Below are 19,716 nucleotides of genomic sequence, written 5' to 3' on the forward strand. Positions count from 1 at the left end.
ACCACCTTTGCTAAATTTGTTCCATCACAAACCGTCTTGTGGCTGCGTCAATTTCCTGAATTTCCTCTAAGCTCGGACGTGCAATGACAGTGTGATGGTGCATTGCTTTTTCAATGAGGTCTTCCACTGTTAAGAAACCAATTCTCTTTTGTAAAAAAGCTTCAACAGCTACTTCATTTGCCGCGTTCATTACAGCCGGCATACTTCCACCTGTCTTTCCAGCTTCATACGCAAAACGTAGACAACGGAAACGCTCTTGATTCATTTTCTCAAAATGCAATGTTCCCATTTCCCATAAATTTAACTGTTTCGTGTCTGAAAGAGGTAATCTATCAGGATATGTAAGCGCGTATTGAATCGGTACTCGCATATCAGGTGAGCCAAGCTGTGCCATTACACTACGATCTTCAAATTCAACCATAGAATGAATAATACTTTCTTTATGTAGAACAACATCGATTTGCTCATAAGGGATACCAAAAAGCCAGTGTGCTTCAATTACTTCTAGCCCCTTATTCATCATTGTAGCAGAATCAATTGTAATTTTCGAACCCATTGACCAGTTTGGATGACGAAGTGCATCTTCTACGGTCACTTGATGCAATTCATCTCTCGTTTTATCACGAAAACTTCCGCCTGAAGCAGTTATAATTAAGCGAGAGATTCTTTTTTCATTTTCACCATTCAAGCATTGAAAAATAGCTGAATGTTCACTGTCTACTGGAAGTAACGATACATTATGTTTTCGTGCTGCTTCCATTACAAGATGCCCTGCAGTTACTAACGTTTCTTTATTTGCAATTCCAATTGTTTTTTTCGCCTCAATTGCGCGGAGTGTCGGTAACAACCCTACGCTACCTACAACAGCATTCACTACAATTTCTGTATCTGGGTGCAGCGCTACTTCTAATAAGCCTTCGCTACCATATACTACTTTTGTATTACCAGAAACAGCTTGTAATTTTAAAACATCTTCCTCTCTTTGCACAGAGACAATTTGCGGGGAAAATTCTTGAATTACCTTTACTGCATAATCAACATTTTTCCCTACAGAAAAAGCAACGAGACGGAATTGGTCTGGGTGCGAGCGTAACACATCTAATGTTTGTGTACCGATTGATCCGCTTGCACCTAGTAAACTAATGTTTTTCATGACTCCAACCCCTCGTTCATTTATTAATTGTATTGTAATAAGAAGTATAGAATTGGTAACACAAATAACCAACTATCTGTTCGATCTAAAATACCACCATGTCCAGGTAAAATTGTACCTGAATCCTTTACACCATAATGGCGTTTAAATGCAGATTGCACTAAATCACCAATTTGTCCAAAAATAGAAATGATAATCGTCAGAACGATTAAAACTCCTACATTCGCTTCAACTGGGAAGAACATATTGTAAACAAGTGCAACAACAATTCCACAAACAATACCGCCTAATGAACCTTCAATCGTTTTATTCGGACTAATTTCTGGCCATAATTTTCTTTTTCCAAATGCTTTTCCTATGAAATATGCACCTGAATCAGTTGCCCATATGACAAATAGTGCACAGAACACATATTTGATTCCTAATATTCTCGTTTCATTTAAATATAAGAATCCCATTCCAACATATGTCGTTGCCATAAGTAAAAATGAAGCATTGTCAAAAGTAAATGTATTCTTAGAAAGGACTGTATATGATAAAAGTAATAAAACAATCACAAATGTGATTTCTAATTTACCTAACCCAATCCACGTAAACAGTTCTGATGCACTACTCGGAATTAAAATAATCCACAATAATACTGCAGCTAAAACTGTTGGTACCGAAATAAGCGTAAGCTTGTTCATACGAACTAATTCATATAAACCTATAGAAGCAAGTGCATACACTAAAACTGTAAAAGGCACGCCACCGTAAATTACGATGGGAATGAATAGCGCGGCAGCAATCACTCCAGTAATAATTCTCTGTTTCACTACCAAACCCTCTCTTTCTACACGCCTCCGAATCTGCGCCCTCTATGTTGAAAGTCTGTAATCGCATTTAGCAAATGTTCCTCGGTAAAATCTGGCCAATACACATCTGTAAACCAAAATTCCGAATAAGCAATTTGCCATAACATGAAATTACTAATACGTAGCTCTCCGCTTGTACGGATTAACAACTCTGGATCAGGTAAAGAACTCGTCATTAAGTAAGAAGAAATCTTTTCTTCACTTATTTCTTCCGAACGAATTTTTCCTTCCTCACTATCTTTCATCATATGTTGCACAGCAGAAACGATTTCATCTCGACTTCCATAGTTTAACGCGAAATTAAGAATTAATCCCGTATTCTCTTTCGTATCTTCCATGGCTTTTTCCATCGCTCTGCGCGTATGCGTAGGAAGACGATCTTTTTGCCCTATTACTCGGACTTGTACGTTTTCTTCAATCAACTCTGGTAAAAATGCACCTAAAAATTCTTCTGGAAGCTTCATCAAATAATCAACTTCTTTTTTCGGTCTTTTCCAGTTCTCAGTCGAAAAAGCATAAAGAGTTAATACTTTCACATCAAGTTTACTTGCAAATTTTGTGATTTTCTTCACAACTTGCATACCTTCATGATGACCAGCAATGCGAGGCATGGCTCTTCTCTTTGCCCATCTTCCATTACCATCCATAATAATAGCAATATGTTCTGGGATATATCCTTTTTTCACTTTTTCAATGAGATGATCAAACGATGTGACCTTTTTACTTTTAAAAAAAGGAAACTTTTTAAACATCATTCATACCCTCCAACAAGCAGACGTATGCCTAAAAGTGTAAAAAGACCCCCTTAAGAAGAGGGTCATATTTGCGAAATTATCGCTATTACACTTCCATAATTTCTTTTTCTTTGTTTTTTGCGATTTCGTCAACTTTTGCAATATATTTATCTGTTTCTTTTTGGATATCTTCAGTATATCCTCTTAAATCATCTTCTGTAATGTCGCCAGCTTTTTCAAGCTTCTTAAGGTCATCATTACTGTCACGACGTACGTTACGAACAGCAACTTTTGCTTCCTCAGCATATTTTTTCACAACTTTTACAAGATCGCGACGACGCTCTTCTGTTAATGCAGGGAATGCAATACGAATTACAGTTCCATCATTAGAAGGGTTTAAGCCTAAATCTGCTTTTAAAATTGCTTTTTCAATATCACCGATAGAAGTTTTATCATAAGGTTGAATTACAAGCAAACGTGCTTCTGGAACTGTAATGTTCGCTAATTGCACAACTGGTGTTGGTGCACCATAGTAATCAACTTGTACCTTATCTAATACAGACGAGCTTGCACGACCAGCGCGAACTGTTGCTAATTCACGAGAATAAGCAGCAACTGCTTTTTCCATTTTTTCATTTGAAGACTTCAATACTTGTTGTCCCATAATTTATTTCCCCCTTACAACTGTTCCAATATTTTCGCCTAAAACGGCACGTTTAATGTTACCTTTTTCCATAACCGAGAATACAATTAATGAAATATCATTATCCATACATAAAGAAGAAGCTGTAGAATCCATTACACCTAAACCTGCTTTTAATACATCTAAGTAAGTAAGTGTTTCGTATTTCGTAGCTGTTGGGTCAATAGATGGATCTGCACTATATACGCCATCCACATTATTTTTCGCCATTAAAATAACGTCCGCTTCGATTTCAGCTGCACGTAATGCTGCTGTTGTATCTGTAGAGAAGTATGGGTTACCTGTACCTGCAGCAAAGATAACAACACGTTTTTTCTCTAAGTGACGAATTGCTTTACGACGAATGTAAGGCTCTGCCACTTGACGCATCTCAATTGAAGTTTGTACGCGAGTTTGAATTCCAATATTCTCTAAGCTATCTTGAAGAGCTAATGAATTCATAACTGTTGCTAACATGCCCATGTAATCTGCTCCTGCACGATCCATGCCCATTTCGCTTCCAATTTTCCCACGCCAAATGTTACCGCCACCAACAACAACAGCAACCTCTACATCAAGTTCTGCAATTTCTTTCACTTGTTCCGCAACTGACTTAATAACAGCTGGGTTAATTCCAAATCCTTGCTCGCCAGCTAAAGCTTCTCCGCTCAGCTTTAAAACGACACGATTATATTTCGGTTTACTCATAATGAACCTCCAATTGCTTACATCTTTATTTTAAAAAAGGGAACACAATGTGTTCCCTAATCTGTATTAGTTGTTACCTTTTACTTGGTTCATTACTTCTTCAGCAAAGTTGTCTTCGCGTTTTTCGATACCTTCACCAACAGCGTAGCGAACGAATCCTTTTAATGTTCCGCCTTTAGACTCAACGAATTGACGAACTTTCATGTCAGGATTCTTAACGAATGTTTGGTCAAGTAAGCAAATCTCTTCAAAGAATTTGCCAAGACGGCCTTCTACCATTTTCGCAACGATTTTTTCAGGCTTGCCTTCGTTTAAAGCTTGTTGTGTTAATACTTGACGCTCATGCTCAACTTCTTCAGCTGTTACAGCATCGCGGTCGATGTATTTAGGGTTAACTGCTGCGATGTGCATTGCTACATCTTTAGCAGCTGCTTCGTCAGTAGAACCTTCAAGAACTGTTAATACACCAATACGTCCACCCATGTGTAGGTAAGCGCCGAATGCATCAGCATCAGTTTTTGATACGATTTCGAAACGACGAAGTGTAAGTTTTTCACCAATTTTAGCGATTGCTTCGTTGATGTGCTCTTCTACTGTTTTGCCGCCTTCGATTGTTTGAGCCATAGCTTCTTCAACGTTAGCAGGTTTGTTAGCTAATAAGTGAGCAGCTAATTCTTTAATTAACGCTTGGAAACCTTCGTTTTTCGCAACGAAATCAGTCTCAGAGTTTAATTCTAAGATTAAACCTTCGTTACCGTTTGTTTCGATGAAAGTTAAACCTTCAGCAGCGATGCGGTCTGCTTTTTTAGCAGCTTTCGCAATACCTTTTTCACGTAAGAAGTCAATTGCTTTCTCCATGTCGCCGTTAGTTTCTGTTAAAGCTTTTTTGCAGTCCATCATACCTGCGCCAGTTTTTTCGCGAAGTTCTTTTACCATTTGTGCAGTGATTGCCATATTTTTCATCCTCCTAAAATATGTATTTATACCTTTTATAAAGGTGTTTATACCTTAAAAAAGGTGATAAAAGGCCGAACCCCTTATCACCTTTCCAAATTTGTTACGCAGTAACAGTTTCTTCACCTTGTTTTGTTTCAAGGATCGCGTCTGCCATTTTAGATGTAAGAAGTTTTACAGCACGAATTGCATCATCGTTTGCTGGAATAACGTGATCGATTTCGTCCGGATCACAGTTTGTATCAACGATACCGATGATTGGAATGTGTAATTTGCGTGCTTCAGCAACTGCAATACGCTCTTTACGAGGGTCTACTATGAATAATGCACTTGGAAGACCTTTCATATCTTTAATACCGCCTAAGAATTTCTCAAGACGCTCTAACTCTTTTTTAAGTTGAACAACTTCTTTCTTAGGAAGTACTTCGAAAGTACCATCTTCTTGCATTCTTTCGATATCTTTAAGACGCTTGATACGCTTTTGGATTGTTTGGAAGTTTGTTAAAGTTCCACCTAACCAACGTTGGTTAACGAAGTACATACCAGCACGAGTTGCTTCTTCTTTAATAGCTTCTTGTGCTTGTTTTTTAGTACCTACGAATAAAATGTCTCCACCTTCAGCAGCGATGTCACGCATCGTTCTGTAAGCTTCCTCAACTTTTTTCACAGTTTTTTGTAAGTCGATGATGTAGATACCGTTACGCTCTGTGAAGATGTAACGCTTCATTTTTGGGTTCCAACGACGAGTTTGATGTCCGAAATGAACACCAGCTTCAAGCAATTGTTTCATAGAAATTACTGACATAATTTAGTTCCTCCTAAATGGTTTTTTTGATATCCTCCGTTTACTTCATCTCTAAGCGAAACTACGAACGTAGCACCAACACTTAAATCAGTAAACGTGTGTACTTTGTACTGACACCACTGCTTACTATATCATACTGAAATATTACAATCAAGTCGAAAATGCGAACAATGTAAAACTTTCTTTTTTTCACGCTCAAATCCTAGTATTACCAACCTTCAATTCCTTTAAGCAAGGAATTGAAGGTTAATTAATAGTTTTCTAATGAATGTTGTCATGACGCCTTACGTAAGCAAAATCATTCACTTGAAAAACAAAAAACTCTCCTCAAGCGAGGAGAGTTTCTTTATAAATTAGTTTGTTTTTAATTTAGCAAGTTCCTGTAGAAACTTGTCGTTTAGCACTTTAATGTATGTTCCTTTCATACCTAAAGAGCGAGACTCAATAACACCAGCACTTTCTAATTTACGTAGTGCATTTACGATTACCGAACGAGTAATTCCTACGCGATCAGCAATTTTACTTGCAACAAGTAAACCTTCTGTTCCATTTAATTCTTCGAAGATATGCTCGATTGCTTCTAACTCACTGTAAGATAATGAGCTAATCGCCATTTGAACAACAGCTTTACTACGTGCTTCCTCTTCGATTTCTTCTGCTTTTTCACGTAAGATTTCCATACCTACAACAGTTGAGCTGTATTCAGCAAGAATTAAATCATCGTCTAAGAACTCTTGACCAAGACGAGCTAACACTAGTGTACCTAGACGCTCACCGCCACCAACGATTGGTACGATTGTAGTTAAACCTTGACCGAATAATTCTCTATTTTCTACTGGGAATGCTGTGTAGTCACTATCCACACCTAAATTTGAAGATGTTTCTGTAACATTGAATAAACTTTGCGTATACTCTTCTGGGAATTGACGCTCTGCAAGCATGTGCTTCATACGTTCGTTTTCGATTTGTTGGTGAATCGCATATCCTAATAATTTACCGCGACGACTTACAACGAACACGTTCGCTTCAATTACTTCACACATTGTGTCAGACATCTCTCTAAAGTTTACAGGCTTTCCTGCTGCGCTCTGTAATAACGCATTTAATTTTCTCGTTTTTGCTAATAATTCCATTTCAAAATTTCCTCCTACATGTTACTTACATATTTTTTCATCACTTGGAAACTAGGGCGAGTCACCTGATGACACTATTACAAAATAAACTGGCTCACATCTTTATTTTTAGCTATTGTCGCTAATTTTTCCTCAACATATTGAGGTGTTATCGTTATTTTCTCTAACGTAATTTCAGATGCCTCAAACGATAAATCTTCAAGGAGCTTCTCCATAACAGTATGAAGTCTTCTCGCTCCAATATTATCTGTATCCTGATTAACTTGATAAGCAATCTCAGCAATCTTACGAATAGCTTCGTCTGAAAATTCAATTTCTATACCTTCAGTCGCTAATAACGCCGTGTACTGTTTAATTAGCGCATTGTCAGGCTCGATTAATATTTTAACAAAATCATCCGCCGATAATTTTGTTAATTCTACTCGAATCGGAAATCTCCCTTGCAATTCCGGAATTAAATCCGACGGTTTAGACATATGGAACGCTCCAGCTGCAACAAATAAAATATAATCCGTTTTTACTGATCCATATTTCGTTGCTACATTCGACCCTTCTACAATCGGTAAAATGTCACGTTGCACACCTTCACGCGATACATCTACGCTATTCGACTGCTTACCAGCAATTTTGTCAATTTCATCGATAAAAATAATCCCGAGCTGTTCAGCACGATAAACAGCCTCTTGTGTAACTTCATCCATATCAATTAAGCGCTGTGCCTCTTCATTTGTCAAGAGTTTTCTTGCTTCTTTTACAGAAAGTTTACGTTTTTTCGTTTTTTTCGGCATGATACTTCCTAGTGCATCTTGGAAATTCATTCCCATTTGCTCCATGCCAGTTCCTTGCAACATATCAAACATAGAAGACTGTTGTTCCGTCACTTCGATCGATATCACTTCATCTTCAAGAAGGCCTGCCGCAAGCTTTCTTTCCACATCTTGACGTTTCTTTTCGATTTCATCATCTTCCTGTGCATCAGATGTTTGGTTTGAATTTTGATTACCACCAAAAAGCATTTCTAATGGATTTTTAAATCCAGATTGTTTCTCCGGACTCGGCACTAAAATTTCAACAAGACGTTGATTCGCTTGCTCTTCTGCTTTATCTTGAACTTTAACTACCATTTCCTCTTTCACAATACGAACAGACGTTTCAACAAGGTCGCGGACCATCGACTCTACATCTCGACCCACATATCCAACTTCTGTAAATTTCGTCGCTTCAACCTTAATAAAAGGTGCTCCAACGAGTTTCGCCATTCGCCGTGCTACCTCTGTTTTACCAACACCTGTCGGTCCAATCATTAAAATGTTTTTAGGTGCAATTTCATCACGTAAATTTTCAACTAATTTACTGCGACGGTATCGATTTCGTAGAGCTACAGCAACCGCTTTCTTTGCATCTTTTTGACCGATGATGTATTGATCTAATTTTTCCACAATTTGACGCGGAGTAAAATGTAAATGCATATAAAATGCCTCCCTTACGATTCTACAATTCTTCAACAATTATGTTGTGGTTCGTATAAACACAAATATCGCCTGCAATTTCTAAACTGGCCTTCGCAATTTGTTTCGCTGTTAAATGTTCACTTGCATGTTGCTTTAAAGCACGACCAGCAGCAAGTGCATAATGTCCGCCTGAACCAATTGCTAAAATACCATCATCTGGTTCAATCACTTCTCCTGTACCTGAAACAAGGAGCATCGTTGTTTTATCCATGACAATGAGCATTGCTTCTAGCTGACGTAGCATTTTATCACCACGCCATTGTTTCGCCATCTCAACTGCAGCGCGCTGCAAGTTGCCATTATACTCTTCTAATTTTCCTTCAAACATTTCAAAAAGAGTAAATGCATCAGCAACTGATCCTGCAAAACCAGCTAAAACTTTCCCTTGGAAAAGTTTGCGAACTTTGCGAGCTGTATGTTTCATTACAACAGCATTCCCCATCGTTACCTGACCATCTCCAGCCATTGCACATTCTCCATTATGATGAACTGCAAATATCGTTGTAGCGTGGAAATTTCCCATAGAAAAAACTCCTTTATATGTTTTTATAGCCTTAAAAGCAATTTATGCCCGCGGGTGATGCTTCATGTACACAGAACGCAATCTTTCTTTAGAGACATGCGTATAAATTTGTGTGGTTGACAAATTCTCATGACCTAATAGCTCCTGCACAGTACGTAAATCCGCTCCTTCATCCAACATATGTGTAGCAAATGTATGCCTTAACATATGGGGACTTATTCGCATTGTAAGTGAAGCTTTCTTAATGAGTTCGTTCAAAACATAACGTACACCCTGATCTGTTAACGGCTTACCTTTCGCATTTAAAAATACCATATGAGATTGTTCTTCAGTCTTTTGAGCTAACTGTTTTCTCCCGTTCTCTATATAAGTAATTAAAGCATCTTGTGCATAGCTTCCGAACGGAATATATCTTTGTTTTTTCCCTTTTCCCATCACTAAAATTGTTCCCACTGCAAAGTCAATGTCGGTAAGTTGCAAATTAACGCATTCGCTTACACGAATCCCAGTTGCATACATCAACTCTAATAAAGCTTGATTCCTTTGACCTAATGGTGCCCCTGTATCAGAAACTTCAAACAATTCCTCTAACTCTTCAGCATATAAAAACTTTGGGATTGACAATTCTTTCTTGGGAAGTGACGCAAGTGCAAACGGATTATCTTTTTGATAACCTTCACGCATCAAAAAACGATATAAACTTCGTAAGCTTGATACTTTCCTTGCGACAGATTTACGGGCTAACTTCTGATCGTGCAACGTCGTCAAGTATAAACGAACATCCGCGTATGTAACATCTAAAAAAGAGGATATGCCTTCTCGCTCCATAAATTGCACAAAATGTTCTAAATCATTTTGATAACTTGCAATTGTATATTTTGAATAATTTCTTTCAATTTGTAAATATCCAACGAATAATTGTAACAATTTCTTCACATTCACATCCATATAATTCACCTCAATAAAGGCTACTAAATCGTATCACAACTTAGTAGCCTTTGCAAGAAATTTAATTAAATATTTACAAAATTTTGAATTGTTTCCAAAGCGCGTGTAGCATATGCTTCATTTCGCTCTTGTTTCTTTTTAATTTTCTTCTCTAACGGTGTAAATAAACCGAAGTTTGCATTCATTGGCTGGAAGTTTTTCGCATTTGTCGCAGTAATATAATTCGCCATACTTCCCATTGCAGTTACAGGTGGTAATACAACTGGCTCTTCACCTTGTACAAGTCGAGCAGCGTTAATACCCGCTAATAATCCTGATGCTGCTGATTCAACATAACCCTCTACACCAGTCATTTGACCAGCGAAGAATAAATCATCACGTTGTTTATATTGATATGTTGGACGAAGCAAATTAGGCGAATTAATAAACGTATTACGATGCATTACACCATAACGTACAATCTCTGCGTTTTCTAGTCCTGGAATTAGCTGTAACACTTCTTTTTGTGGCCCCCACTTTAAATGTGTTTGGAAGCCTACAATATTGTATAATGTTCCTGCTGCATCATCTTGACGTAACTGAACAACCGCGTACGGTGTTTTCCCTGTTTTCGGATCTTCTAACCCAACAGGCTTCATCGGTCCAAATACTAACGTCTGTCTCCCTCTACTTGCCATAACTTCTACTGGCATACAACCTTCAAAGAAAATTTCTTTTTCAAATTCTTTTAAAGGCACTGTCTCAGCAGCAATTAAAGCCTCATAAAAACGATCAAACTCTTCTTCTGTCATTGGACAGTTTAAATATGCCGCTTCACCTTTATCATAACGGGATTTTAAATATACTTTATTCATGTCAATGCTGTCTTTCTCAACGATCGGCGCTGCAGCATCATAGAAATAAAAATAATCTTCACCTGTTAATTTTTTTAATTGTGCAGAAAGATCCGGAGACGTAAGTGGACCTGTCGCAATAACAGTTGGTCCCTCTGGAATTTCAGTGATTTCCTCATTCATTACAGTTACGTTCGGATGATTTTTCACATATTCAGTCACTTTCGCCGCGAATTCATGACGGTCTACAGCTAAAGCACCTCCTGCTGGTACAGAGCACTCATCAGCTGCACGAATAATGACAGAATCCATTAGACGCATTTCTTCTTTAATAACACCAACAGCATTTGTTAATGTGTTTGCACGAAGTGAGTTACTACATACTAATTCAGCAAATTTATCTGTATGATGAGCTGGTGTTTGCCTTACTGGTCTCATTTCATATAATTTTACTTGGACACCACGCTTTGCAATTTGGTAAGCTGCTTCGCTTCCTGCAAGACCTGCGCCAATGACGTTTACTACTTGTGTTGTCATATATATCACCTTTCCTTTTCTTCCCGAAAAAAATGTGAGCAGTTACGCTCACATTTGTTGTTCTTCTTCATAATCACACGAAATACATTGTACTTGCACGCCTTTTTTTAACTTTTTCTCTACGAGCATACCTTCACACTTCGGACATTTACGACCAATCGGCTTATCCCAAGATACAAAGTCACATTCTGGATACGTACCGCATCCGTAGAAAAGGCGTTTCTTTTTATTACTACGTCGTTCAATAATTTGCCCTTTATCACACTTCGGACAAGTAACACCGATTTCTTTTACAATCGGTTTTGTATTACGACATTCCGGGAAATTTGAACAAGCCATAAACTTCCCATATTTACCCATTTTAAAAACCATCGGGTGACTACATAATTCACAGTCTTCCCCAGCTGGTTCATCTTTAATTTCCACTTCACGCATTTCTTTTTCCGCTTTTTCTAAACGCGGTTCAAATCCTACGTAGAAATCATCAACAATTTTCACCCAATTTGCATTTCCTTCTTCTACTTCATCAAGGCTTTGCTCCATATTGGCAGTAAATTCAATGTTAATAATTTCTGGGAAAAACTCTAAAATAAGTTCGATTACTATTCCACCAAGCTCAGTCGGAACGAAGCGTTTATTATCTAAAGCAACGTATCCTCGTTTTTGGATTGTTTCAAGTGTCGGTACATAAGTAGACGGTCTCCCAATTCCAAGCTCTTCAAGTGTTCTTACTAGACGAGCCTCTGTATAACGCGGCGGAGGCTGTGTGTAATGTTGCTTTGGTTCTATATCTTTTGAAAATACAGTTTCACCTACTTCTAACGGTGGCAACATCTTATCCTTTTCTTCCGCACCATCATCTTTCGACTCTACGTACACTTTCATAAATCCTGGGAACTTTACAACTGATCCACTTGCACGGAACTGAACATTGTTATTAATGAGTTTCGCTGTAACAGTATCCATTATAGCAGATGCCATTTGACTTGCAACAAATCGCTCCCAAATCAGTTTATACAAACGGAGTTGATCACGACTTAAGAAACTTTTTAGTTCCTCTGGCTTTCTCATTACCGAAGTAGGACGAATCGCCTCATGCGCATCTTGTGCTTTCGACTTTTTCGTTTCTTTCCTCTTCTCTGTTCCTATGTATTCCGCACCAAACGCCTCAGTAATGTAATCACGAGCCTCTGTTTGAGCTGTTTCTGAGATACGTGTTGAATCAGTTCTCATATACGTAATAAGACCTACAGTCCCTTGTTTTCCAAGATCTATCCCTTCATACAGCTGCTGTGCAAGCATCATTGTTTTCTTTGCTCGCATATTTAACTTACGCGCTGCCTCTTGTTGCAAGGAAGATGTTGTAAACGGTAATGCAGGGTTACGCTTTCGCTCTTTTCGCGTTACATTTTCAACCGAAAACGCATTGTCTTTCATCTTTTCGATTATTTCGTTCACTTGTGCTTCGTTCGTTAATTGAACTTTTTCACCATCTACACCGTAAAAGCTTGCTTCAAATGTGTCTTTCCCTTTCACAAATTCTGTTTTAATTGTCCAGAATTCTTCAGGTTCAAAACTTTGAATTTCTTTTTCACGTTCGATGATTAAACGAACTGCTACAGATTGTACGCGTCCTGCACTTAATCCTTTTTTTACTTTCTTCCATAATAAAGGACTAATATTGTAACCAACAAGACGATCGAGTATACGCCTTGCCTGTTGTGCATCTACTAAATCCATATTAATTGCACGAGGATATTTAAATGATTCTTTTATTGCATCTTTTGTAATCTCATTAAATACAACTCGGCAATCTGATTCAACGTCCACATTTAACGTATTTGCTAAATGCCAAGCAATTGCTTCTCCTTCACGATCCGGATCGGCCGCGAGATAGACTTTCTTTGCTTTTTTTGCCGCTGATTTTAAATCTTTTAAAACGGGACCCTTACCACGAATGGTAATATACTTCGGGGTGAAGTTATTCTTTACTTCTATCCCCATTTGGCTTTTAGGTAAATCGCGGACATGTCCCATGGACGCGACGACTTTGTATTTTTTCCCTAAATATTTTTCAATGGTCTTCGCCTTAGAAGGCGACTCCACGATTACGAGGTAATCTGACATGCTAGTGCCTCCTTAAGAGGTGGATTCAAGTCTTCATCAATCTTATTGATTTCTCTTGTTTTTGTCAATCAAGAATGAATATACCATACAGCGACAATCTACCATTTGTCAATAATTGTTTAATAAAAACATAAAAATATATGGTTAATTTAAAATTTCTTCAAGGATATCCTCCGCATTTCTTACTAGCTTTGCGCCTTGTTGAATTAGATGATTCGTTCCCGCTGCACTCTCTATAAATATAGGTCCAGGAAGCGCAAACACCTCTCTATTTTGTTCTAGCGCAAGGTCTGCAGTAATAAGGGATCCACTTCTCGTTTTTGCTTCTACAACTAGAACACCTTTACTTATACCGCTAATAATTCGATTTCTTTTGGGGAAATACCATTTTTTCGGCACATAATGAGGCGGATACTCTGTCAATAACAATATATAATCTTTCCACATGTCATACAAACCTCTATTCTCCTTTGGATACATATAAGATAATCCGTGTCCTAATATTGCAATGGTCGGGCAATGCTGCCTTACTGTAATTTCATGAGCAATTGTATCTATCCCTCTTGCAAACCCACTAACAATAAGCCATTCTTTTTCAAGCAAAGGGTGTAAGATAAACCTCATACTCTCCTTTCCATATAAAGACGGTTCTCTCGTTCCAACAATTGCTAATTTATTTACTTTATTTAGAAAATCTCTTTCTCCTTTTCCGTATAAAACAAAAGGGGGATCTTGTATTTCTCGCAGTAATTGTGGATAGTCCTTATCCCATATTGTTATATAAAATATTCTCTTTTATTCTAACTGGGATACATATTGTTGGAGATTTGAAATTTGAAGAAAATTTACTAGTTCTAAAGATTTTTCCGAGGATATTCCAGCGTGATATTCAAATTGTTTCGGACTAAAATTGTATATTCCCTTCAGTTCTGGATCAAGATATAGTAGTCTCTCCATCGCCTTCCAATGATCCGCCAACATGTAATGAAGGTGCAATAAACGTTCTCTTTTCATCCAAATTCTCCTTACCCATAATTTTTATTATGTAAACAAAAAATGTGTAAAAAGACACCCTCTAATAAGAAGGTGCCTTTCAAAAAGATTAGTAGTTTTTACAAGTCTCAAATAATCCCTTTTCTTTTAAAACAGAGATTAATGTTTCACCCATAACAGCTGGTGTTTCCGCTACTTTAATACCACAAGCTTCCATTGTTTTAATCTTTTCAGCAGCAGTTCCTTTGCCGCCAGAAATGATCGCCCCAGCATGACCCATACGTTTGCCTTCAGGCGCTGTTTGACCACCAATGAAGCCTACAACTGGTTTTGTCATATTAGCTTGTACCCATTCTGCTGCTTCTTCTTCTGCCGTACCGCCGATTTCACCAATCATAATTACAGCATGCGTTTCTTCATCTTCATTAAATGCTTTTAACGCATCAATAAAGTCCGTACCGTTAACAGGGTCTCCCCCGATACCTACAGCAGTAGATTGGCCAATACCTTCTTGCGTTAACTGATGTACAGCTTCATACGTTAATGTACCAGAGCGAGATACGATACCAACATGACCTTTTTTGTGAATATATCCTGGCATAATACCAATTTTACATTCGTCAGGTGTAATGACACCAGGGCAGTTTGGTCCAAGTAAACGTGTATGTTTACCCGCCATATATCTCTTTACGTTTACCATATCTAATACAGGGATTCCTTCAGTAATACATACTACTAAATCAACCTTTGCATCAACTGCTTCCATAATTGCATCAGCCGCAAAAGCGGGTGGAACGTATACAACTGAAGCGTTTGCGCCTGTTGCTTTCACAGCATCTTCTACTGTATCAAATACTGGTACGCCTTCAATATCAGTGCCACCTTTACCTGGTGTTACACCACCTACAATTTTCGTACCGTATTCAATCATTTGCTTTGTATGGAATAATCCTTGAGAACCTGTAATACCTTGAACAATAACTTTTGTATCTTTATTAACTAATACGCTCATTTTTCTCCCCCGCTTTCTATTAGCCCACTAGTGAAACAATTTTTTGTGCACCGTCTGCCATAGATTCTGCTGCAACAATATTTAAACCAGACTCATTTAAAATTTTCTTTCCTAGCTCTACGTTTGTACCTTCAAGACGTACAACTAAAGGCAACTCAAGACCTACCTGCTTCGTCGCTTCAATAACACCTTCTGCGATAACATCACACTTCATAATGCCACCAAAAATGTTAACGAAGATACCTTTTACATTTTTGTCAGAAAGGATAATTTTGAATGCTTCTGTAACTTTTTCAGCTGTTGCGCCGCCACCAACATCTAAGAAGTTAGCCGGGTCACCATGGTAATGTTTAATGATATCCATTGTAGCCATTGCTAAACCTGCACCATTAACCATACAACCGATATTTCCATCTAAAGGAATGTAGTTTAAGTCATATTTAGAAGCTTCAATTTCTTTTGAATCTTCTTCTTCAAGATCACGAAGTTCTAAAATATCTTTATTGCGATATAACGCATTAGAATCAAAGTTTAATTTTGCATCTAACGCCATAACTTTACCGTCACCTGTTGTAACAAGTGGATTAATCTCAGCGATAGAGCAATCTTTTTCGATAAACGCACTGTATAAGCCCATCATAAACTTCACAGCTTGTCCTACAAGTTCTTTTGGAATATTGATGTTAAACGCGATTCTACGCGCTTGGAAACCTTGTAAACCTACTGCTGGATCAATATATTCTTTAAAGATTTTTTCAGGCGTTTTTTCTGCTACTTCTTCAATTTCTGTTCCACCTTCTTCAGATGCCATTAAAACAACTTGAGAAGTTGCACGATCTAATACAAGACCTACATAATATTCTTTTTTAATATCGCAACCTTCTTCGATAAGTAAGCGTTTTACTTCCTTACCTTCAGGACCTGTTTGATGCGTCACAAGTGTAGTTCCTAAAATGCTTTCTGCATATGTACGAACTTCTTCTAAATTTTTCGCAACTTTTACACCGCCAGCTTTGCCGCGTCCACCAGCGTGAATTTGCGCTTTAACTACACATACTTCCGTTCCTAATTCTTTCGCTGCTTCTACAGCTTCTTCTACTGTAAATGCAACCTTCCCGTTCGGAACGCTAACCCCATAGCTTCTAAGGACTGCCTTACCTTGGTACTCATGGATATTCATGGTCCCATCCTCCCCTGTTTTCCTGTTTTACTCGAAAAGTTTTTTAATGTTTAAAAAACATTACATTGCCATTGTATAAGATGATTGGCACGCTGTCTACAATAAAGTGTCAGAAAACTGAAATCGCTTTATTCTTTTTCGGAAATAATAATGTTTATATACCAAAATAAAAAATAAGCTGTGAATATACAGCTTATTTTTGAATCATATCTTTAATTGGCGCGAATGATTTTCGATGTTCCTCTAATACTCCATGCGCTTCAATCGCTTCTAAATGTTGTTTCGTCCCATATCCCATATGTTGTTCAAATCCATATGCAGGATACTTTCCTCCTAACTCTTTCATCATGCGATCTCTCGTCACTTTCGCAATAATAGATGCAGCTGAAATAGAGACACTTTTCGCATCACCTTTAATGATTGATGTTTGCGGAATTGATGTAGGAAGCTTCATCGCATCGATTAATAAATATTCTGGTGTACACGATAAATTAGCAACGGCATCTAACATCGCTTGCTTCGTCGCTTGATAAATATTTATTTCATCAATAACTTGTGGTGATATAATTCCAACTCCAATCGCAATTGCATGCTCTTTAATTTCATCATAAAAACGCTCACGTTTCGCTTCACTTAATTTTTTCGAGTCATTTAATCCTGGAATATAAAAATCTTCCGGAAGGACGACAGCCGCCGTCACAACCGGTCCTGCTAACGGCCCACGACCCACTTCATCAATACCAGCAATGTATGTGAGCCCTTTTTCACGTAACTCATTTTCGTACTTTGACATTTCTAGAAATTTTTCTCTTTCTTTTTGCGCTAACTCTTTTTGTTTATACCACTTCAAAATTAGTTTTTGAACACCTTTTCGCTCATCGTTCACTAACATTTGAAAACGCTCGTCTTCTTCATTCATAATTTCTTGCAGCAAACATTCAACTTCTTGAATAGTCATTTTTTGCATCTATTTACACTCCTTTTAAACGTAACCAAAAAGAAAAGACGTACAAACGCACGTCTTATACTTCTTCTACTTTTTCCACATCTTCTACCTGCTCTGCAAACTCTTCTGGTGTTTCAAACGTCATTTTTCCAAATCTTCCACCACGAAGCTCACGAAGTATAAGCTCAGATGTTTTATCATAATCAATCATTCCGCCGCCCATTAAGCAACCTCTGTTTTTTCCAATCGCATCAAATAACTCCACAATTTCTTCTGGAATGTCATTTAAATTATATCGCTCTTTTAAACGTTCTGGATAATGTTTTTCCATAAAACGTAACGCATAAATAGCTACATCCTGTAAATTTAATATAGAATCTTTAATTGCACCAGTCGTCGCTAAACGAAGACCAACTAATTCATCTTCAAATTTAGGCCACAAAATACCTGGTGTATCTAATAATTCCATTTCTTTCCCAACTTTAATCCACTGCTGGGCCGTTGTCACACCAGGACGATCTCCTGTTTTTGCTATATTTTTCTTCGCTAATTTATTAATCAGTGTAGATTTACCAACGTTTGGAATACCTACAATTAAAGCACGAATTGCTCTTGGTCTAATACCTTTAGCAACCATTTTATCGAATTTTTCTTTGACAAGAACTTTACAAGCTGCTGCAATTTCTTTCATACCTTGTCCAGCTTGCGCATTAATTGAAATTGCCTTTTGACCTCTTTCATCAAAATATGCAATCCACTGCTTTGTAAGACGATCATCCGCCATATCCGCTTTATTTAAAACAACAAGCCTTGGTTTATGTGTAATAATTTCATCAATCATTGGATTACGAGAAGATAAAGGTAATCGAGCATCTACAAGCTCAATTACAACATCAATTAACTTTAATTTTTCTGTTACTTGGCGTCTAGCCTTTGCCATATGTCCTGGGAACCATTGAATTACCATGTTGCCACCTTCTTTTTCTTTTATTTCACAATACGTGCATCTTTTAACGGCCAATATAGCATATTTGCTTTACCTATCATTTGGTCCATTGAAATTGTACCAATCGAACGGCTATCTTTACTAAAACGACGATTATCGCCTAAAACAAATAATTGACCTTCTGGAACAATTTTCTTTCCTGTCATTTCTTCAAGAGTAAAATCATATGTAAGCGGTCCGTCAGCAAGTTGTTTTTTCTGCTTATCTAAATACGGCTCCTCATAAGGTTTCCCGTTAACATATAGTTTATCATTACGGTATTCGATTTCGTCGCCTGGCAGGCCAATAATACGCTTAATATAATCTTTTTCTTCCGTCGCTCGGAATACAATAATATCAAAGCGTTTCGGATCACCTATGTGATAGCCAATTTTATTAACAATCATTCGATCACGGTCATGTAAAGTCGGCGACATCGATACACCGTCTACGAGAATTGGGGCAAAGAAAAACTGTCTAATTACGCCCGCTAATACAACAGCAATCAAAATTGCTTTGATCCATTCCCAAAGTGAGCTCTTCTCTTTCTTCATGCTTTCCCCTCCACTGTTATGTAAGCTGCTCGTATTATACCAAAATTTCATATAGATTGGAAAAAGGGAGCTTGTGTATTTACAAGCTCCCATACATGTCTTATCGAATTTCTTTAATACGTGCTTTTTTACCGCGAAGGTTACGTAAGTAGTATAACTTAGCACGACGTACTTTACCACGGCGAAGTACTTCGATGTTCGCGATTCTTGGCGTGTGAACTGGGAATGTACGCTCAACACCTACACCGTAAGAAATCTTACGAACTGTGAATGTTTCACTGATTCCGCCACCACGACGTTTAATTACAACACCTTCGAAAAGCTGAATTCTTTCACGAGTTCCCTCAACTACTTTTACGTGTACACGTAAAGTGTCTCCAGGACGGAATGAAGGAAGGTCAGTTTTCAATTGGCCTTTTGTGATTTCTGTGATTAATTGTTGCATATTAAATTCTCTCCTTTAAACAGATGCTCTTATAAAGTCTTATTAAATTACAGCGGAACATCGTTAATACGGCTACTGATTTCAGTAGCACAAATGTTA

The 19,716-nt window shown here is 37.7% G+C and carries 19 protein-coding genes and 1 pseudogene; all 20 read right to left on the bottom strand.

The features are described from left to right. Positions 1-10 precede the first annotated feature (10 nt). The 20 genes and pseudogenes from dxr to rplS all read right to left on the bottom strand — a co-directional run bounded on the left by dxr (position 11) and on the right by rplS (position 19,617). Positions 11-1,153 (bottom strand): 1-deoxy-D-xylulose-5-phosphate reductoisomerase, encoded by a 1,143-nt coding sequence (gene dxr / locus I6L50_RS24925; RefSeq protein ID WP_002014547.1) that lies wholly within the window; start codon positions 1,151-1,153, stop codon positions 11-13. 23 nt (positions 1,154-1,176) lie between these two features. Beyond that, positions 1,177-1,968, bottom strand: a complete 792-nt coding sequence (gene cdsA / locus I6L50_RS24930) for a phosphatidate cytidylyltransferase (protein WP_113936799.1) — start codon at positions 1,966-1,968, stop codon at positions 1,177-1,179. Positions 1,969-1,985: 17 nt separating this feature from the next. Beyond that, complete coding sequence (locus I6L50_RS24935) at positions 1,986-2,762, bottom strand: undecaprenyl pyrophosphate synthase (RefSeq protein ID WP_002014545.1); 777 nt, start codon at positions 2,760-2,762, stop codon at positions 1,986-1,988. 85 nt (positions 2,763-2,847) lie between these two features. Beyond that, positions 2,848-3,405 (bottom strand): ribosome recycling factor, encoded by a 558-nt coding sequence (gene frr / locus I6L50_RS24940; protein WP_000531506.1) that lies wholly within the window; start codon positions 3,403-3,405, stop codon positions 2,848-2,850. A gap of 3 nt (positions 3,406-3,408) precedes the next feature. After that, entirely contained in the window at positions 3,409-4,131 is a 723-nt protein-coding gene (pyrH, locus tag I6L50_RS24945; RefSeq protein WP_002014544.1) for a UMP kinase, read from the bottom strand. Positions 4,132-4,197: 66 nt separating this feature from the next. Further along, entirely contained in the window at positions 4,198-5,085 is an 888-nt protein-coding gene (gene tsf / locus I6L50_RS24950) for a translation elongation factor Ts (RefSeq protein ID WP_002088177.1), read from the bottom strand. Between the two features lie 103 nt (positions 5,086-5,188). Then, complete coding sequence (gene rpsB / locus I6L50_RS24955; RefSeq protein WP_002088178.1) at positions 5,189-5,890, bottom strand: 30S ribosomal protein S2; 702 nt, start codon at positions 5,888-5,890, stop codon at positions 5,189-5,191. A 353-nt stretch (positions 5,891-6,243) separates the two neighbouring features. Next, positions 6,244-7,023 (bottom strand): GTP-sensing pleiotropic transcriptional regulator CodY, encoded by a 780-nt coding sequence (gene codY / locus I6L50_RS24960; RefSeq protein WP_002014541.1) that lies wholly within the window; start codon positions 7,021-7,023, stop codon positions 6,244-6,246. Between the two features lie 77 nt (positions 7,024-7,100). Next, positions 7,101-8,492: an ATP-dependent protease ATPase subunit HslU gene (hslU, locus tag I6L50_RS24965; protein ID WP_002014539.1), complete on the bottom strand. Its 1,392-nt coding sequence runs from the start codon at positions 8,490-8,492 to the stop codon at positions 7,101-7,103. 22 nt (positions 8,493-8,514) lie between these two features. Next, positions 8,515-9,057, bottom strand: a complete 543-nt coding sequence (gene hslV / locus I6L50_RS24970; RefSeq protein ID WP_002014538.1) for an ATP-dependent protease proteolytic subunit HslV — start codon at positions 9,055-9,057, stop codon at positions 8,515-8,517. Positions 9,058-9,099: 42 nt separating this feature from the next. Beyond that, complete coding sequence (gene xerC, locus I6L50_RS24975; protein ID WP_078175468.1) at positions 9,100-9,999, bottom strand: tyrosine recombinase XerC; 900 nt, start codon at positions 9,997-9,999, stop codon at positions 9,100-9,102. A 71-nt stretch (positions 10,000-10,070) separates the two neighbouring features. Further along, positions 10,071-11,375, bottom strand: a complete 1,305-nt coding sequence (trmFO, locus tag I6L50_RS24980; RefSeq protein WP_002066796.1) for an FADH(2)-oxidizing methylenetetrahydrofolate--tRNA-(uracil(54)-C(5))-methyltransferase TrmFO — start codon at positions 11,373-11,375, stop codon at positions 10,071-10,073. 48 nt (positions 11,376-11,423) lie between these two features. Beyond that, on the bottom strand, positions 11,424-13,502 hold the full coding sequence (topA, locus tag I6L50_RS24985; protein ID WP_002088184.1) for a type I DNA topoisomerase: 2,079 nt from the start codon (positions 13,500-13,502) through the stop codon (positions 11,424-11,426). A gap of 144 nt (positions 13,503-13,646) precedes the next feature. After that, a pseudogene (dprA, locus tag I6L50_RS24990) lies at positions 13,647-14,516 on the bottom strand (DNA-processing protein DprA). 88 nt (positions 14,517-14,604) lie between these two features. Continuing rightward, positions 14,605-15,507: a succinate--CoA ligase subunit alpha gene (gene sucD / locus I6L50_RS24995; protein ID WP_002033796.1), complete on the bottom strand. Its 903-nt coding sequence runs from the start codon at positions 15,505-15,507 to the stop codon at positions 14,605-14,607. 19 nt (positions 15,508-15,526) lie between these two features. Continuing rightward, complete coding sequence (gene sucC / locus I6L50_RS25000) at positions 15,527-16,687, bottom strand: ADP-forming succinate--CoA ligase subunit beta (protein ID WP_002014529.1); 1,161 nt, start codon at positions 16,685-16,687, stop codon at positions 15,527-15,529. A 193-nt stretch (positions 16,688-16,880) separates the two neighbouring features. After that, positions 16,881-17,654: a ribonuclease HII gene (locus I6L50_RS25005; RefSeq protein WP_219303412.1), complete on the bottom strand. Its 774-nt coding sequence runs from the start codon at positions 17,652-17,654 to the stop codon at positions 16,881-16,883. Between the two features lie 55 nt (positions 17,655-17,709). Next, positions 17,710-18,600, bottom strand: coding sequence for a ribosome biogenesis GTPase YlqF (gene ylqF, locus I6L50_RS25010; RefSeq protein WP_002088188.1), 891 nt, complete (start codon positions 18,598-18,600; stop codon positions 17,710-17,712). 20 nt (positions 18,601-18,620) lie between these two features. Further along, positions 18,621-19,172 (bottom strand): signal peptidase I, encoded by a 552-nt coding sequence (gene lepB, locus I6L50_RS25015; RefSeq protein WP_219303413.1) that lies wholly within the window; start codon positions 19,170-19,172, stop codon positions 18,621-18,623. A gap of 100 nt (positions 19,173-19,272) precedes the next feature. Continuing rightward, positions 19,273-19,617 carry a 50S ribosomal protein L19 gene (gene rplS / locus I6L50_RS25020; protein WP_002014524.1) on the bottom strand — a complete coding sequence of 115 codons (345 nt, stop codon included), beginning with the start codon at positions 19,615-19,617 and terminating at the stop codon, positions 19,273-19,275. Between the last annotated feature and the right edge of the window lie 99 nt (positions 19,618-19,716).

Source organism: Bacillus sp. FDAARGOS_1420 (genome assembly GCF_019344915.1).
GTDB lineage: Bacteria > Bacillota > Bacilli > Bacillales > Bacillaceae_G > Bacillus_A > Bacillus_A mycoides.